Origin of the sequence: Streptomyces sp. NPDC094032 (assembly GCF_040303965.1) — a bacterium.
GTDB lineage: Bacteria > Actinomycetota > Actinomycetes > Streptomycetales > Streptomycetaceae > Streptomyces.
Genome location: NZ_JBEOUE010000030.1, coordinates 39,831 through 55,769 on the forward strand (window position 1 = coordinate 39,831; position 15,939 = coordinate 55,769).

The 15,939-nt window shown below is 71.7% G+C and carries 15 protein-coding genes; 11 read left to right on the top strand and 4 right to left on the bottom strand.

Annotation, left to right across the window (positions count from 1 at the left end):
• Positions 1 to 35 precede the first annotated feature (35 nt).
• Positions 36 to 614, top strand: coding sequence for a TetR/AcrR family transcriptional regulator (locus tag ABTZ54_RS30775; protein ID WP_351669457.1), 579 nt, complete (start codon positions 36 to 38; stop codon positions 612 to 614).
• Between the two features lie 12 nt (positions 615 to 626).
• Here ABTZ54_RS30775 and ABTZ54_RS30780 read toward each other — a convergent pair whose 3' ends face one another.
• Positions 627 to 1,835 (bottom strand): PucR family transcriptional regulator, encoded by a 1,209-nt coding sequence (locus ABTZ54_RS30780; protein WP_351669459.1) that lies wholly within the window; start codon positions 1,833 to 1,835, stop codon positions 627 to 629.
• A 196-nt stretch (positions 1,836 to 2,031) separates the two neighbouring features.
• Here ABTZ54_RS30780 and ABTZ54_RS30785 point away from each other — a divergent pair, with 196 nt between their 5' ends.
• Positions 2,032 to 2,958: a proline dehydrogenase family protein gene (locus tag ABTZ54_RS30785; protein ID WP_351669461.1), complete on the top strand. Its 927-nt coding sequence runs from the start codon at positions 2,032 to 2,034 to the stop codon at positions 2,956 to 2,958.
• Between the two features lie 33 nt (positions 2,959 to 2,991).
• Positions 2,992 to 4,623, top strand: coding sequence for an L-glutamate gamma-semialdehyde dehydrogenase (gene pruA, locus ABTZ54_RS30790; protein WP_351669463.1), 1,632 nt, complete (start codon positions 2,992 to 2,994; stop codon positions 4,621 to 4,623).
• 80 nt (positions 4,624 to 4,703) lie between these two features.
• Here the strand turns inward: pruA and ABTZ54_RS30795 are convergent, their stop codons facing one another.
• Positions 4,704 to 5,429 carry a hypothetical protein gene (locus tag ABTZ54_RS30795; protein ID WP_351669465.1) on the bottom strand — a complete coding sequence of 242 codons (726 nt, stop codon included), beginning with the start codon at positions 5,427 to 5,429 and terminating at the stop codon, positions 4,704 to 4,706.
• The gene (locus tag ABTZ54_RS30800) at positions 5,426 to 5,764 is read right to left on the bottom strand and encodes a PadR family transcriptional regulator (RefSeq protein ID WP_351669467.1); all 339 of its coding nucleotides are present in this window, start codon (positions 5,762 to 5,764) and stop codon (positions 5,426 to 5,428) included. Before ABTZ54_RS30800 ends, ABTZ54_RS30795 begins: the two co-directional genes overlap by 4 nt.
• A 299-nt stretch (positions 5,765 to 6,063) precedes the next feature.
• Here ABTZ54_RS30800 and ABTZ54_RS30805 point away from each other — a divergent pair, with 299 nt between their 5' ends.
• From ABTZ54_RS30805 to ABTZ54_RS30815, 3 genes are all read left to right on the top strand, one after another.
• Positions 6,064 to 6,195, top strand: a complete 132-nt coding sequence (locus tag ABTZ54_RS30805) for a hypothetical protein (RefSeq protein WP_351669469.1) — start codon at positions 6,064 to 6,066, stop codon at positions 6,193 to 6,195.
• Between the two features lie 108 nt (positions 6,196 to 6,303).
• Positions 6,304 to 7,344: a 3-isopropylmalate dehydrogenase gene (locus tag ABTZ54_RS30810; RefSeq protein WP_351669471.1), complete on the top strand. Its 1,041-nt coding sequence runs from the start codon at positions 6,304 to 6,306 to the stop codon at positions 7,342 to 7,344.
• A gap of 245 nt (positions 7,345 to 7,589) precedes the next feature.
• A complete protein-coding gene (locus ABTZ54_RS30815) occupies positions 7,590 to 8,681 on the top strand; it encodes a branched-chain amino acid aminotransferase (protein WP_351669473.1) in 1,092 nt (363 codons plus the stop codon).
• 14 nt (positions 8,682 to 8,695) lie between these two features.
• Here ABTZ54_RS30815 and ABTZ54_RS30820 read toward each other — a convergent pair whose 3' ends face one another.
• Positions 8,696 to 10,129 (bottom strand): cytosine permease, encoded by a 1,434-nt coding sequence (locus ABTZ54_RS30820; protein ID WP_351669475.1) that lies wholly within the window; start codon positions 10,127 to 10,129, stop codon positions 8,696 to 8,698.
• A 169-nt stretch (positions 10,130 to 10,298) separates the two neighbouring features.
• On the opposite strand from ABTZ54_RS30820, the gene ureA reads away from it, so the two are divergent.
• From ureA to ABTZ54_RS30845, 5 genes are all read left to right on the top strand, one after another.
• On the top strand, positions 10,299 to 11,006 hold the full coding sequence (gene ureA, locus ABTZ54_RS30825; protein WP_351669477.1) for an urease subunit gamma: 708 nt from the start codon (positions 10,299 to 10,301) through the stop codon (positions 11,004 to 11,006).
• Positions 11,006 to 12,688 carry an urease subunit alpha gene (locus tag ABTZ54_RS30830; RefSeq protein WP_351669479.1) on the top strand — a complete coding sequence of 561 codons (1,683 nt, stop codon included), beginning with the start codon at positions 11,006 to 11,008 and terminating at the stop codon, positions 12,686 to 12,688. The genes ureA and ABTZ54_RS30830 overlap by 1 nt, the downstream gene beginning before the upstream one ends.
• Before the next feature lie 19 nt (positions 12,689 to 12,707).
• The gene (locus ABTZ54_RS30835; RefSeq protein WP_351669481.1) at positions 12,708 to 13,724 is read left to right on the top strand and encodes an agmatine deiminase family protein; all 1,017 of its coding nucleotides are present in this window, start codon (positions 12,708 to 12,710) and stop codon (positions 13,722 to 13,724) included.
• A 118-nt stretch (positions 13,725 to 13,842) separates the two neighbouring features.
• On the top strand, positions 13,843 to 14,397 hold the full coding sequence (locus ABTZ54_RS30840) for a TetR/AcrR family transcriptional regulator (protein ID WP_351669519.1): 555 nt from the start codon (positions 13,843 to 13,845) through the stop codon (positions 14,395 to 14,397).
• Positions 14,398 to 14,463: 66 nt separating this feature from the next.
• The gene (locus tag ABTZ54_RS30845) at positions 14,464 to 15,801 is read left to right on the top strand and encodes an MFS transporter (RefSeq protein ID WP_351669483.1); all 1,338 of its coding nucleotides are present in this window, start codon (positions 14,464 to 14,466) and stop codon (positions 15,799 to 15,801) included.
• Positions 15,802 to 15,939 lie beyond the last annotated feature (138 nt).

A 15,939-nucleotide genomic window follows, 5' to 3' on the forward strand; every position in this document is an offset into this window, starting at 1 on the left:
TACACGAGCGTCTAGCGGCCGGGTACAGTGCTGTCATGGGACACAAGGAAGACCTGCTCGAAGGCGCCAAGCGCTGCCTCCTGGAGAAGGGGTACGCCCGCACGACCGCCCGTGACGTCGTGGCGGCCTCGGGCACCAACCTCGCCTCCATCGGCTACCACTACGGCTCCAAGGACGCCCTGCTCCAGCAGGCCTTCCTGGCCCTCACCGAGGAGTGGGGCGAGCGGGTCGGCGGGGCGGACGCCGAGGGCGGGCCGAAGCTGCCGGACGATCCGTACGAGCGCTTCCGCGCCGTCTGGGAGCCCCTGATCGGGGCGGCCGAGGCCAGCCGCCCGGTCTGGAAGCTGCAGACCGAGGTCGTCACGCGTCTGGACGACGACGAGAAGCTGCGCGAGGCGATCAAGGAGCCGCAGCGCGAGGGCCGGCTCGGGATGGCCGAGGGCATGCTCGGCCTCGACCCGGAGGCGGACCCCGAGCGGGCCAGGGTCGCGGGGCTGCTGCTCCAGGCGCTGGCCACCGGCGTGATGATCCAGTGGGTGGTCGACCCGGAGACCGCGCCGAGCGCGGACGACCTCACGGCGGGCCTGAAGGTCCTGATGGGGGAGCGCGACTGACGCCCCCGGGCCCTACAGCTTCGCCGCCTTCAGCGCCATGTGCAGCAGCAGCCGGTCCTCGCCCGCGTCCAGGTCGAGGCCGGTGAGCTGCTCGACGCGGGCGAGGCGGTAGTAGAGGGTCTGCCGGTGGATGCCGAGGGCGGTCGCCGTGCGGCCCGCCTGGCCCGCGTGGTCGAGGAACACCTCGGCGGTGCGGGCCAGCTCGGTGTGGGCCGGGGCGAGCAGCGCGCGGACCGCCGGGTCGGGTTCGGCCGGCGGAAGCGCGGTCAGCAGCCGGTACGGGCCGATCGCGGACCACTGGGCGAGCGGGCCCAGATGCGGCTGGGCGGTCGCCGCGCGGGCGGCCGCGCAGGCCTCCCGCCAGGACAGGTCGAGGTCCGCGAGCCCCCGCCGGGGGGTGGCCGCGCCGGTGACGGCCGCGGGTCCCGCGGAGCCGCCGAGCCGGGTCGCCGCGCCGGTCACGGGGGAGAGGTTGTCGGCCGACCTGAGCCGTACGAGCACGGCGAGGGCGCGGGGGACCGGCGGCGGCTCCGGAGCCCGCCCGGGTCCGGCGGGCGTGGCGGGCGTCGCACCGGCGACCGGGTGGGCGGGGGGCCGCCACGGGAGGGTGCAGAGGGCCGCGGCGCCCGGGACCGTGCGCGGGGACGGGCTGTCCTCTCGCGGCCACGGCGCCAGGCACAGCACCGTGTGCAGGCCGTCCGCGCCCGGGCCGAGGGCCGTGCGCAGGGCGGCGAGCGCCATGTCGTACTGCCAGCCGCGCTCGGCCGACAGGGCGGCCCGCAGCTCCCGGGAGAGGTCCGTCCCGGCCCGCTCCTCGTCGGCGAGCAGCTCGCCGATCCGGGCGGCGACCTCCATGGCGGCGCTGAGCCGTTCGTGCGAGGGGCCGGGCTCGGCGTCCAGCAGCCAGACATAGCCGAGGACCACCCCCCGATGGCGTACCGGCAGACAGATCCGGTCCCGGAAGACGCCCGCGTCGGGGGCGGCCGGGATGCGGACCGGGCCGGTCGCCCGGGTGATGCCGAAGCCCTCGAACCAGGCCCGGACGGCCGGGGTGGACTTCCTGGTCAGGATCGACCGGGTGCGGACCGGGTCCATCGCCTCGTCGTCGTCGCTGTCGTGCGCGCCGAAGGCGATCAGCCCGAAATCCCGGTTCTCCAGGGTCGCGGGGGCGCCGAGCAGCGCCGAGATCTCGTCCACCAGCTCCTGGTAATCGCCCTTCACGGCGCCATTCTCGCACCACCCGCCCCGGTGCTTCAGACAGATGTCTGAGAGCGCGGCCACGGATGCGTGACAGCTGTAGATGGCGGACGATCGGAGCGGTCCTTAGGTTTCACGGTGGTTCTTCGTGCTGTTCCCGAATCCTTACGAAACATTCGGGTACGGCACCCTTCGTCACCCTGCCTTCTGGAGGTGCCCCGTGCTGGGTCCCGTGATCCTCGCCGCGTCGCGCAGCGACAAGATGCGCCGTTTCGTGTCGGCCGCGCCCGGGACCAAGCAGGTCGTGGCCCGCTTCATCGCCGGTGAGTCCGTCAATGACGTCGTCCCGATCGTGCAGGACCTGGCGGCCCGTGGCCTGGAGGTCACCCTCGACGTGGTCGGTGAGGACATCACCACCGTCGAGCAGTCGCACGCCGCCCGCGACGCCTACCTGGAGCTGATCGGGCGCCTCAAGGAGCTCGGCCTCGGCGAGCGCGCCGAGATGTCCGTCAAGCTGTCGATGTTCGGCCAGTCGCTGGAGAACGGCCACGAGCTCGCGCTGGCGAACGTCCGCCCGGTCGTCGCGGCCGCCGCCGAGATCGGCACCACGGTCACCCTGGACGCCGAGGACCACACCACCCTCGACTCGATGTTCGCCATCCACGACGAGCTGCGGAAGGACTTCCCGCAGACCGGCTGCGTCATCCAGGCGTACCTCTTCCGCACCGAGGACGACGCCCGCCGCCTGGCCGAGAACGGCTCGCGCGTGCGCATCGTGAAGGGCGCCTACAAGGAGCCCGCCGAGGTCGCCATCCAGGACAAGCCGGAGATCGACAAGGCGTACGTCCGGATCATGAAGATCCTGATGGAGGGCGAGGGCTACCCGATGATCGGGTCCCACGACCCCCGCCTGATCGCCGTCGGCCAGGAGCTCGCCCGCCGCGCCGGGCGCAAGCTGGACGAGTACGAGTTCCAGATGCTGTACGGCATCCGCAGCGAGGAGCAGAACCGGCTCGCGGCCGAGGGCCACCGGATGCGCGTCTACACCGCCTACGGCACCGACTGGTACGGCTACTTCATGCGCCGCCTCGCGGAGAAGCCGGCCAACCTGCTCTTCTTCGTCCGCTCCATCCTCACCAAGGGCTGAGCCCCCACCCCTCAAGAAGGAGTCACGCGACCCATGGACGCTGTCACCCAGGTCCCCGCTCCGGTCAACGAGCCGGTGCACAGCTACGCCCCCGGCTCGCCCGAGCGCGCCCGTCTCGAGGTCAAGCTCAAGGAGCTCGCCGAGAACCCGCGCGAGCTGCCGATGACCATCGGCGGCGTCAAGCGCATGGGCGGCGGCGAGCGCGTCGACGTCGTGCAGCCGCACAACCACAAGGCCGTCATCGGCACCTTCGCCGGCGCCACCCAGCAGGACGCCCAGGACGCGATCGACGCGGCCCTGGCCGCCGCCCCGGCCTGGCGCGCGATGGCCTTCGACGACCGCGCGGCGATCATCCTGCGCGCCGCCGAGCTGCTGGCCGGCCCGTGGCGCGAGACGCTGGCCGCCTCCACCATGCTCGGCCAGTCCAAGACCGCCCAGCAGGCCGAGATCGACACCCCGTGCGAGCTCGTCGACTTCTGGCGCTTCAACGTGGCCTACGCCCGCCAGATCCTGGCCGAGCAGCCGCCGGCCAACTCCCCGGGCGTGTGGAACCGACTGGACCACCGCCCGCTGGAGGGCTTCGTCTACGCGATCACGCCGTTCAACTTCACGGCCATCGCGGGCAACCTGCCCACCGCCCCCGCCCTCATGGGCAACGTGGTGGTCTGGAAGCCGTCCCCGACCCAGACCCACTCCGCCGTGCTCCTCATGGAGCTCCTGGAGGAGGCCGGTCTGCCCAAGGGCGTCATCAACCTGGTGACCGGCGACGGCATCGCCGTCTCCGAGGTGGCCCTGAACCACCGCGACCTGGCCGGCATCCACTTCACCGGCTCGACCAAGACCTTCCAGCACCTGTGGAAGACGGTCGGCAACAACATCGAGTCGTACCGCTCCTACCCGCGGATCGTCGGCGAGACCGGCGGCAAGGACTTCGTCGTCGCGCACCCGAGCGCCGACCGCGCGATCCTGAAGACCGCGCTGACCCGCGGCTCCTTCGAGTTCCAGGGCCAGAAGTGCTCCGCGTCCTCGCGCGCCTACGTCCCGGCCTCGATCTGGAACGACGGGTTCAAGGAGGAGTTCGCGGCCGAGGTCGACGGCATCACCATGGGTGACGTCACCGACCTGTCGAACTTCATCGGCGCCGTCATCGACGACCGCTCCTTCGCCAAGAACAAGGCCGCGATCGACCGCGCGAAGGCCGACGCCTCCTGCACGATCGTCGCGGGCGGCACGTACGACGACTCGGAGGGCTACTTCGTCCGCCCGACCGTCATCGCGTGCACCGACCCGGAGAACGAGGTCTTCACGACCGAGTACTTCGGCCCGATCCTCGCGGTGTACGTGTACGACGACGCCAAGTACGACGAGATGCTGACCCAGATGGAGTCGGCCTCGGACTACGCGCTGACGGGCTCGGTCATCTCCCAGGACCGTGCCGCCGCCGCGTACACGATGGAGAAGCTCCGCTTCGCCGCGGGCAACTTCTACATCAACGACAAGTCGACCGGCGCCGTCGTCGGCCAGCAGCCCTTCGGCGGCGGCCGCGCCTCCGGCACCAACGACAAGGCCGGCGCCCCGCAGAACCTGATGCGCTGGACGCTGACCCGCGCCATCAAGGAGACGCTGGTCCCGCCGACCGAGTACGGCTACCCCCACATGGGCTGACGCCCCCGCCTCCCCCTTCGCGGGGGAGGCCCCTGATCACCGCCCCCCTCCTCGGCCCCCACCGAGGACGGGGGCGGTTCTCATTCCGGCGCCGCCGCGTTCCTCGCCGCCGCCACCTTGCCCCGGTCCGTCTCCAGCTTGGCCGTGTAGACGGCGGACAGGGCGCCGCCCAGGGCGAAGAGGACCGCGAGGCCCGGCAGGCCCAGGGAGAGGTACGCGGCGCCCGAGGCCAGGGCCCAGACGACGAGCAGGGCCTTGGCGCGGCGGCTCAGGAACAGGCGTCGGTCCGGTGTGGCGGGCACCGTCCCAAGGGCTCCGGCGGGGCCGGTGGTCGCCGCCTTCGGGCGCTTGAAGTAGCCGTACACCAGCCACTCGCCGCACAGCTCCCAGCCCTCGGGGTCCAGCTCGGCCAGCAGCTTCGCGCGGCGCCGGCCGGCGATCACCTCGCGGCGGTACTCCCAGGCGAGCGGCGCCCCGGGCGCCCGGCGGCAGACGAAGCGGCCCAGCGAGTCCAGCTGCTCGACCTCCCAGCCCTGGTCGCCGTGGACCGCCAGCATCCGCCGGTCGTTGAAGAGGTCGGCCGTCCAGGTCCAGTGCTCGGCCGTCTCGTCCGGTTCGCCCGGCGCCGGGGCGAGCCCGCCGAGCGAGGCAGCGAAGCGGGCGGCGGGGCCGAACTCCTCCTCGGGCGCGGTGCCCGACTCGGCGAGATGGCCGCGCAGCTCGTCGGCCGTCCGGGTGATCTGCTCCTCGGGCACCCCGGCGGCGCGCAGCGCCCCGGACAGCTCGGTGAACCAGCGGTTCGTCATGTCGTTCCCCCTGTGTGCAGCTTGCTGCCGACGGCCCGGTGGAATCGCGTCCAGGCCTCGCTCTCGGCCGCGAGATGGGTCCGCCCGGCGTCGGTGAGCCGGTAGTAGCGGCGCCCGGGGCCCCGTTCGGCGGCGCGGAACTCCGCCTCGACGAGGCCCGCCTCCTCCAGGCGGTTCAGCACGGGATAGAGCGTCCCGCCCTTGATCTCGCCGAGTCCCGCCTCGGCGAGCGCCTTGGCGATCTCGTACCCGTAACTCTCACCGTCGGTCAGGCAGGAGAGGACGAGCAGGTCGAGGACTCCCTTGAGCCAGCTGGATCTGCGGTCTGCGGCCATGGCGGCATTCCACCACTACCTAGGTAGGAATGCAATCTAGGTAGGGAAGTGGATGTCGTCTCAGTCGTCTCAGATAGTAGGAAGTCCGAGTAATTGTGGAGACAGTTCGGCCGAGCTGTCCTAGCTTTGTAGAAGCCGAACGTCCCGCTCCATCGAGCGCAGGGCGGTCGAGAGCGTCACGCCCCGAGCAGGCAACCCCTGCGGCGACGCTCCCCGCCCCTTCCGGCGCCTTCGATCACCACCGATCTCGTATCACCGTGGATCTCGGATCAACGCTGATCTCAAGGAGTCGATCTCTCATGGCCGCTCAGACCACCCGCCGCGTCCGCCACTCCGTCGCCCGCCCGAGCGACGACGCCCGCAAGAACGCCGCCGCCGCCCTCCAGCGCGCCCTCGACCGCCGTGACAACGGCGGCGAGACGGGGCACTGACGGGCACTGGCCGGCACTGACCGGCGCTGACCAGCGCGGGTCTCCGGAGGTTCGTCCGTATCCTGGACAAGATGTGTCAGACGATGGGACGAAGAGTAGGGTGCCGACATGTCTCACAGCATCGATCTCGCAGTCATCCCCGGCGACGGCATCGGCCAGGAGGTCGTGGCCGAGGGCCTCAAGGTCCTCGCGGCCGTCCTTCCCCAGGATGTGAAGCTGGAGACCAAGGAGTACGACTTCGGCGCCACGCGCTACCACGCCACCGGTGAGACCCTCACCGACGCCGACCTCGACTCCCTCAAGGGCCACGACGCGATCCTGCTCGGCGCGATCGGCGACCCGTCGGTCCCGTCCGGCGTCCTGGAGCGGGGCTTCCTCCTGAAGCTGCGCTTCGCCTTCGACCACCACGTCAACCTGCGTCCCTCGAAGCTGCTCCCCGGCGTCGCGACCCCGCTCGCCGGCCAGCCCGAGATCGACTTCGTCGTCGTCCGCGAGGGCACCGAGGGCCCGTACACGGGCAACGGCGGCACCATCCGCAAGGGCACCCCGCACGAGGTCGCCACCGAGGTCTCCGTCAACACCGCCTACGGTGTCGAGCGCGTGGTCCGGGACGCCTTCGCCCGCGCCCAGGCCCGCCCCCGCAAGAAGCTCACGCTGGTCCACAAGAACAACGTGCTGACCTTCGCGGGCCACCTCTGGACGAACATCTTCCACGCGGTCGCGGCCGAGTTCCCCGAGGTCACCACCGACTACCTGCACGTCGACGCCGCGACGATCTTCCTCGTCACCGACCCGGCCCGCTTCGACGTCATCGTCACCGACAACCTCTTCGGCGACATCATCACCGACCTCGCCGCCGCCGTCTCCGGCGGGATCGGCGTCGCCGCCTCCGGGAACATCAACCCGAGCGGCGAGTTCCCGTCCATGTTCGAGCCGGTCCACGGCTCTGCCCCGGACATCGCGGGCCAGGGCAAGGCCGACCCCACGGCCACCGTGCTCTCCGTCGCGCTGCTGCTGCGTCACCTCGGCTACGAGGCCGAGGCCGCCCGGATCGAGGAGGCGGTCGCCGCCGACCTCACCGAGCGCGGCGGCAGCGTCCGTACGACGGCCGAGATCGGCGACGCGCTCGCGGTACGCGTAGCGAGCTGACCCGCCGCTGAACGCACCACCCCAGCCGCCGGGTCGCACTCCGCACCCGGCGGCTGTACCAATGCGGTCGCAGGGTGCCACCATCGAACCCTGGACCGCGTCACCCACCGTTTTCGTGCAGCGGCCCCCACGAGCGATAATCGAACGTGGGGCCGCGGCATGCGGGAAAGCTCGGACGTCCTAGCAGTACTGCGTAGCGGCGTGAGCGCGGTCCGACACACACAACCGGTGAAGGACAAGCACTCATGACGACGCCCACCATCGAGCTCAAGCCCTCCTCCAGCCCGCTGTCCGACGCGGAGCGCGAGGCGATCCTGGCCAACCCGGGATTCGGCCGCCACTTCACCGACCACATGGTCACCATCCGCTGGACGGAGGGCCGCGGCTGGCACGACGGTCAGCTGGTGCCCTACGGGCCGCTCTCCCTGGACCCCGCCACCAACGTCCTGCACTACGCGCAGGAGATCTTCGAGGGCCTGAAGGCCTACCGCCGCCCCGACGGCTCGGTCGCCAGCTTCCGTCCCGACGCCAACGCCCGCCGCTTCCAGGCCTCCGCGCACCGGCTCGCCATGCCGGAGCTGCCGGTCGAGACCTTCGTCGAGGCCTGTGACGTGCTGGTCCAGCAGGACAAGGCGTGGGTCCCGGCGCACGGTGGCGAGGCCTCGCTCTACCTGCGTCCGTTCATGATCGCGACCGAGGTCGGCCTGGGCGTCCGCCCGGCCAACGAGTACCTCTTCGTCGTCATCGCCTCGCCGGCCGGCCCGTACTTCCCCGGTGGCGTCAAGCCCGTCTCCATCTGGCTCTCCGAGAACCGCGTCCGCGCCGTCCCCGGCGGCGTCGGCGACGCCAAGACCGGCGGCAACTACGCGGCCTCCCTGCTCGCGCAGGCCGAGGCCGCCGAGAAGGGCTGCGACCAGGTCGCGTACCTCGACGCCGTCGAGCACAAGTGGGTCGAGGAACTGGGCGGCATGAACCTGTACTTCGTGTACGGGAACAAGATCATCACCCCGGCCCTCACCGGCTCGCTGCTCGCCGGCATCACCCGCGACTCGCTCCTCAAGCTGGCCGCCGACCTCGGTTACGAGGCCGAGGAGGGCCGCGTCTCCATCGACCAGTGGTACGAGGACAGCCGCGACGGCAGCCTCACCGAGGTCTTCGCCTGCGGCACCGCCGCCGTCATCACCCCGGTCGGCACCGTCAAGGCCGACCGGGGCGAGTGGCAGCAGTCCGGCGGGCAGCCGGGCGAGGTCACGATGAAGCTGCGCGAGGCGCTGCTCGCCGTCCAGACCGGCAAGTCCGAGGACGTCCACGGCTGGATGCACGAGCTGGGCAGGTAACCGGCGGACGCGAGCTAGGACTCCGAGTCCACCAGGACGCCCGGGACGGTCTCCGTCCCGGGCGTCTCGCGTTCCGGGGACGGCGTCAGTACGGCGTACAGCGCGCCGCCGACGATCCCCGAGAAGACGAAGCTGCAGTCGATCCCGCCGGTCAGGGCGAGCAGTGGCCCCTCGTAGAGCGGCGTCGACACCGCGGCCAGGCCGACCGCCGCGCCGATCGCCCAGGAGACGGTGGCCCGCGGGTGCCAGCCGGCCGCGTACCAGTAGACGCCGCCGCGCGAGCGCCGGTTGTAGACCTGGAGCGCCTCCGCGTCGTACCGGCCCCGGCAGCGCACGTGCCCGATCAGGGTGATCACCGCCCAGGGCGTGCCGATCGCGGTGAGCAGCAGTACGAACGAGGTCATCGCGGTCTGCGCGTCCGAGGCGAAGTGGCCGAGGAAGACGAAGGCGGTGGCCACCGCCGCCACGACGAGCGTGGCCCGGGCGCGGGTGGCCCTCGGCAGGATCGCGTCGAGGTCCAGGCCCATCGAGTAGAGCATCAGACCGGCGTTGCCGACCGAGCCGGCGGTCGCCGCGAGCAGCAGCGGCACCAGGTACCAGCCGGGCGAGGCCGCGACCAGCGGTCCGGCGTACTCCAGGCCGCCGCGGGCCGCCAGCGCCGTGTACGTACCGAAGAGCTGAGGGATCAGCAGGCCGACGAGGAGGCCGAGACAGGTGGCGCGCCAGACCTTCCTCGGGCTGTGCCTCGTGGGGGAGATGTAACGGGTGTAGTCGCCGAGCAGGGTGATGAAGGCGACCGGTCCGCTGAGCCCGGCGGCGACCGCGGACAGCAGCCAGGTCGGCCAGAACGAGCCCAGCAGGTACGGGGTGTCCGGCACCGCGGCGGTGGTGAAGTCCCCGGCGTACGCGACGAGTCCGAGCGCGAGCAGCAGGGTCATCCCGACGGCGAGGGCCTGGCTCAGCTTCAGCAGCAGCCGGTAGCCGTACACCGCGCCGACCACGGTGAGCGCGGCGAGCAGGGCGTAGACGAGGGTGTGCGCCACGCCGCCGGTCGGCAGCCCGACCAGGCGCTCCAGCGTGCCCACCATCACGTCGCCGCCGATCCACAGGGTCAGCGCGGTGTAGCCGAGCGAGAGCAGCAGGCCGACCACCGAGCCGACGAGCCGGCCGCGTACGCCGAAGAAGGCGCCGGAGGAGGTGGACAGGTTGGTGGCGGTACGCAGGGAGATCAGCGCGAGCGGGGCGGTGACGGCGACGCCGACGACGGTGCCGGTGACGACCGAGGTGACCGACGCCCACAGGCCGAGCCCGAAGGAGACCGGCAGCCAGCCGAAGACGATCACGCCGAGGCAGAGATTGGAGCCGAGCAGGATCGAGACGAGGTCGCGGGGGCCGCTGGTGCGTTCCGCTTCGGGGATGGTGTCGACTCCGCGCTGTTCTATCGCCATGGGGTCTCCTGGGGGAGGGGGCGGGGCAGGGGGGGGGGCGTGGGGGTGTGGGGGTGTGGGCGAGATTTAGAGTGCCGCTCAATGTGACCTACGTGAAGTGGGGACGTCAATCCTTGGAACCTTTGGTCTCAGCATTTAGAGTGGTGCTCAAACAGGAGGTGTTTGGCACGTGCGACTGACCCCCACGGAACGCGACCGGCTGCTGCTCTTCGGCGCCGCCGAGCTCGCCCGCGCCCGCCGGGCGCGGGGCCTGCGGCTCAATGTGCCCGAGGCGACCGCGCTCATCGCGGACACGGTCTGCGAGGCGGCCCGCGACGGCAGGCGACTCGCCGAGGCGATCGAGGCGGCCCGCTCCGTCCTCGGACCCGAGGACGTCCTGCCGGGCGTCGCGGACGTGGTCACCGAGGTCCACGTCGAGGCCGTCTTCGACGACGGCTCGCGGCTCGCGGTGGTCTCCGCGCCCATCGGCGGCGGCTCCCTGGGGGAGCGGGCGCCGGGCGCGCTGCTGCCCGGACCCGGGCACGCCGACCCCGAGCCGGCCCTGGTGCTCCGGGTGCGCAACACGGCGTCGGTGCCGGTGAGTGTGACCTCGCACTTCCACTTCTTCGAGGCGAATCCGCGGCTGGACTTCGACCGCTCGGCGGCGTACGGGATGCGGCTGGCGATTCCGGCGGGTGCGTCGTTCCGGTTCGATCCGGGCGGTGAGGCCGAGGTGGGTCTGCTGCCGATCGGCGGGGCGCGGGTGGCGATCGGTTTCGCGGGTCTGGTGGACGGTCCGCTGGACGCCCCGGGCGCGAAGGAGGAGGCCCTGCGCAGGGCCGCGGCCTGCGGCTACCTGGGCGCGGGGCGCGGTACGGGCATCGAGGAGGAGAACTGATGGATCCCTACGAGTACGCCTCCGTGCACGGACCCCGGGCCGGCGACCGGGTCGTCCTCGGCGACTCCGGGCTCGTCGTCCGGGTCGAGTCCGACTCCCAGAAGCCCGGCGACGAGTTCCTGGCCGGCTTCGGCAAGACCGCCCGCGACGGGCTCCACCTGAAGGCCGCCGCGGTCCGCGAGACCTGCGACGTCGTCATCAGCAACGTCCTCGTGATCGACGCCGTCCAGGGCATCCGCAAGGTGTCGATCGGCATCCGCGAGGGCCGCATCCACGCGATCGGCCGGGCCGGGAACCCCGACACCCTCGAAGGCGTCGACGTCGTCGTCGGCACCGGCACCTCCATCGTCTCCGGCGAGGGCCTGATCGCCACCGCGGGCGCCGTCGACACCCACGTACACCTGCTGTCGCCGCGGATCATGGAGGCCTCGCTCGCCAGCGGCGTCACCACGATCATCGGCCAGGAGTTCGGGCCCGTCTGGGGCGTGGGCGTGAACTCGCCCTGGGCCCTGAAGCACGCCTTCAGCGCCTTCGACGCGTGGCCGGTCAACATCGGCTTCCTGGCCCGGGGTTCGTCCTCGGACCCGGCGCCGCTCGTGGAGGCGCTGGCCGAGGGCGGGGCGTCCGGTTTCAAGGTCCACGAGGACATGGGGGCCCACACCCGGGCGCTCGACACCGCGCTGCGGGTCGCCGAGGAGCACGACGTCCAAGTGGCGCTGCACAGCGACGGGTTGAACGAGTGCCTGTCGGTCGAGGACACCCTGCGGGTCCTGGACGGCCGGACGATCCACGCCTTCCACATCGAGGGCTGCGGCGGCGGACACGTACCGAACGTCCTGAAGATGGCGGGCGTGCCGAACGTCATCGGCTCCTCCACCAACCCCACGCTCCCCTTCGGCCGCGACGCCGTCGCCGAGCACTACGGCATGATCGTCTCAGTCCACGACCTGAAGACCGACCTGCCCGGTGACGCCGCCATGGCGCGCGACCGGATCAGGGCCGGGACGATGGGCGCGGAGGACGTCCTGCACGACCTCGGCGCGATCGGCATCACCTCCTCCGACGCCCAGGGCATGGGCCGCGCGGGCGAGACGGTCCGGCGGACCTTCGCCATGGCCGGCAAGATGAAGGCCGAGCTCGGCCCCCTCGAAGGCGACGGCGCGCACGACGACAACGCGCGCGTGCTGCGCTACATGGCCAAGCTGACCATCAACCCCGCCATCGCGCACGGTCTCGCCCATGAGATCGGCTCCATCGAGGTCGGCAAGATGGCCGACATCGTGCTGTGGCGGCCCGAGTTCTTCGGCGCCAAGCCGCAGATGGTGCTCAAGTCCGGCTTCCCCGCGTGGGGCGTCACGGGCGATCCCAACGCCGCCACCGACACCTGTCAGCCGCTCGTCCTCGGCCCCCTGTTCGGCGCCCACGGCGCCACCCCGGCCGACATCTCCGTGGCCTTCGTCGCCCAGGCCGCCGTCGACCTCGGCTCCGACCGGATGCCGACCCGCCGCCGCCGCGTCGCCGTGCGCGGCACGCGCGGCATCGGCCCCGCGGACCTGCTGCTCAACTCCCGGATCGGCGACGTCCAGGTCGACGGCCACAGCGGCCTCGTCTCCCTTGACGGCTCGCCGATCCGCTCCGAGGCGGCCGAGTCCGTCTCCCTCAACCGCCTCTACTTCCTCTGACCCGCTAGGACCGCACCCCATGACGTACCGCATGCCCGCCGAGTGGACCCGCCACGAGCGCACCTGGATGGCCTGGCCGAGCCCCAACCCGACCTTCACCAACGCCGAGGAGCTCGCCGAGGCCCGTACCGCCTGGGCCTCGGTGGCCCGCGCCGTGCGCCGCTTCGAGCCGGTCACCCTGGTGGTCGCCCCCGGCGACGCCGACTCCGCCCGCGCCCTGGTCGGCGAGGACGTCGACCTCGTCGAGCGGGAGCTGGACGACGCCTGGATGCGCGACATCGGGCCGACCTTCGTCACCGACGGCACCGCGCTGGCCGCGGTCGACTGGGTCTTCAACGGCTGGGGCGGCCAGGACTGGGCCCGCTGGGAGCACGACTCCAAGATCGCCCGCCATGTCGCCGACGCCGCCGGGGTCCCCGTCCTGTCCTCGCCGCTCGTCAACGAGGGCGGCGCGATCCACGTCGACGGCGAGGGCACGGTCCTCCTCACCGACACCGTCCAGCTGGGCGCGGGCCGCAACCCCGAGTGGACCCGCCGCCAGGTCGAGGAGGAGATCCACGCGAAGCTGGGCACCACCAAGGCGATCTGGCTCCCGCACGGCCTGGCCGGCGACTACGGCCTGTACGGCACCCAGGGCCATGTCGACATCGTCGCCGCCTTCGCCCGCCCCGGCACCGTCCTGGTCCACAGCCAGCAGGACCCGGCCCACCCCGACTTCGAGCGCTCCCGCCTGTACGTGAACCTCCTGCGCGGCCAGACCGACGCCCAGGGCCGCCCCCTGGAGGTCATCGAGGTCCCGGCCCCGACCGTCCTGAAGGACGAGGAGGGCGACTGGGTCGACTACTCGTACATCAACCACTACCTGTGCAACGACGGCGTCGTCCTGTGCGCCTTCGACGACCCGCACGACGAGCTCGCGGCAGAGATCTTCCGCCGCCTCTTCCCGGAGCGCGAGGTCGTCCTGGTGGACGCCCGGACGATCTTCGCGGGCGGCGGCGGCATTCATTGCATCACCCAGCAGCAGCCCGCGGTCTGACGGGCCCCGGGGCCGGATCATGTAGAACGTACGAGTGAGTCAGAGCAACGACCCGGCCCCCCACCCCCGCCGCCGCAACCAGGCCGCCCCGCCCCGCGAGGACGTGCTCGCCGCCGCGATGGACACCATCGCCGAGCGCGGGCTCGACGGGCTGACCATGGCCGGGCTCGGCCGGCAGGTCGGAATGAGCAGTGGGCATCTGCTCTATTACTTCCGGACCAAGGACGAGCTCCTGCTGCGCACCCTGGAGTGGAGCGAGGGGCGGCTCGGGGCCGAGCGCAGCGCGCTGCTGTCCGGGCAGGGGAGCGCGCGCGAGCGGCTCGACGGCTATGTGGACGTGTACGTGCCCGTGGGGCCGCGCGACCCGCACTGGACGCTGTGGCTGGAGGTCTGGAACCGCTCGCAGAACGCCGACGACGACGCCCGGGTCCGGCAGGCCGCCATCGAGGGGGCCTGGCACCGGGACCTCGTGGCGATCCTCGCCGAGGGCATCTCGCGCGGGGAGTTCCGGGCCGTCGACCCGGACCGGTTCGCGCACCGGATGCGGGCGCTCCTGGACGGCTTCAGCGTGCATGTGGCGGTCGGCATCCCCGGCACCGGACGGGAGCAAGTCCTCGGTCACGTAAGGGAGTTCATCGAGCAAACCCTGATCCCGGGATCTCAAGGCACGTAAGTACTCCCGATCGTTGCGCGGTACGCCCTTGTTGCGGACCTGCTTCCTCCGGCACGGTTCCTGCCCATGGGACGAGAGCACTGGAAGAAGATCTGGGTCGGGTCCGCGGGCAACATGGTCGAGTGGTTCGACTGGTTCGTCTACGCCAGCTTCGCGACCTACTTCGCGGGGGCGTTCTTCCCCGAGGGCAACGACACCGCCAAGCTGATGAACACCGCCGGCATCTTCGCCGTCGGCTTCTTCATGCGCCCGGTCGGCGGCTGGCTGCTCGGCCGGGTCGGCGACCGCAAGGGCCGCAAGGCCGCGCTGACCCTCACCGTCACCCTGATGTCCGCCTCGGCCCTCCTCATCGCCGTCGCCCCCACCTACGCCGTCGCCGGATACGGCGGCGCCGCCGTCCTCCTCGTCGCCCGGCTCCTCCAGGGCCTGTCCGTCGGCGGCGAGTACGCCGCCAGCGCCACCTACCTCACCGAGGCCTCCGCCCCGGAGCACCGCGGCTTCGCCTCCAGCTTCCAGTACGTGTCCATGACGGCCGGCCAGATCCTCGGCCTGGGCATCCTGCTCGTCCTCCAGAGCACGATGTCCACCGAGGCCCTGCACGGCTGGGGCTGGCGCATCCCGTTCATCGTCGGCGCCCTCGGCGCGGCCGTCGTCTTCTACCTGCGCCGCACCATGCTGGAGACGGAGGTGTACGAGGAGTCCGCCGACACCGGGGTCGCGCGGGACGAGAAGGGCACCCTCAAGGCCCTCTGGGCGCACAAGCGCGAGGCCTTCCTCGTCGTCGCCCTCACCATGGGCGGCACCGTGGCCTACTACACGTACACCACCTACCTGACGAAGTACCTGTCCAACTCCGCCGGTCTTCCCAAGCGGACCGCCACCCTCGTCTCCTTCTGCGCGCTGATCGTCTTCGCCTGCCTCCAGCCGCTCGCCGGCCGCCTCTCCGACCGGGTCGGCCGCCGCCCGCTGCTCATCACCTTCGCGGTCGGCTCCACTCTCCTGACCGTCCCGATCATGACGATGCTCCGGCACGCGGGCTCCTTCTGGCCGGCCCTCGGCCTCTCCCTGCTCGCCCTCGTCGTCGTCACCGGCTACACCTCGATCAACGCCTGTGTGAAGGCCGAGCTCTTCCCGACCGGCATCCGCGCCCTCGGCGTCGCCCTGCCGTATGCCATCGCCAACGCCCTCTTCGGCGGCACCGCCGAGTACGTGGCGCTCTGGTTCAAGGACGCCGGGATCGAGTCCGGCTTCTTCTGGTACGTGGCGGGCTGCGCGGCCGTCTCGCTGGTCGTCTACCTCACGATGCGCGAGACCCGCGACATCGACCTGGGCCGGGTGGGCGGCGCCGCGCCGCCCGGGCAGCGCGCCGCCGGGGAGGAGAAGGCCGCCGCCCCGGCGTCCTGAGCCCCACGTCCTGAGCCCCACGTCCTGAGCCGCTCCGCGGACCGGCCGCCCGCATGCTGAGACCACGCCCCTTTCGGCCACAGGGCTGTGGCAGACTGCGGGCGTGCTTGCTACCACGATGATTATCGGCAGCAGCGC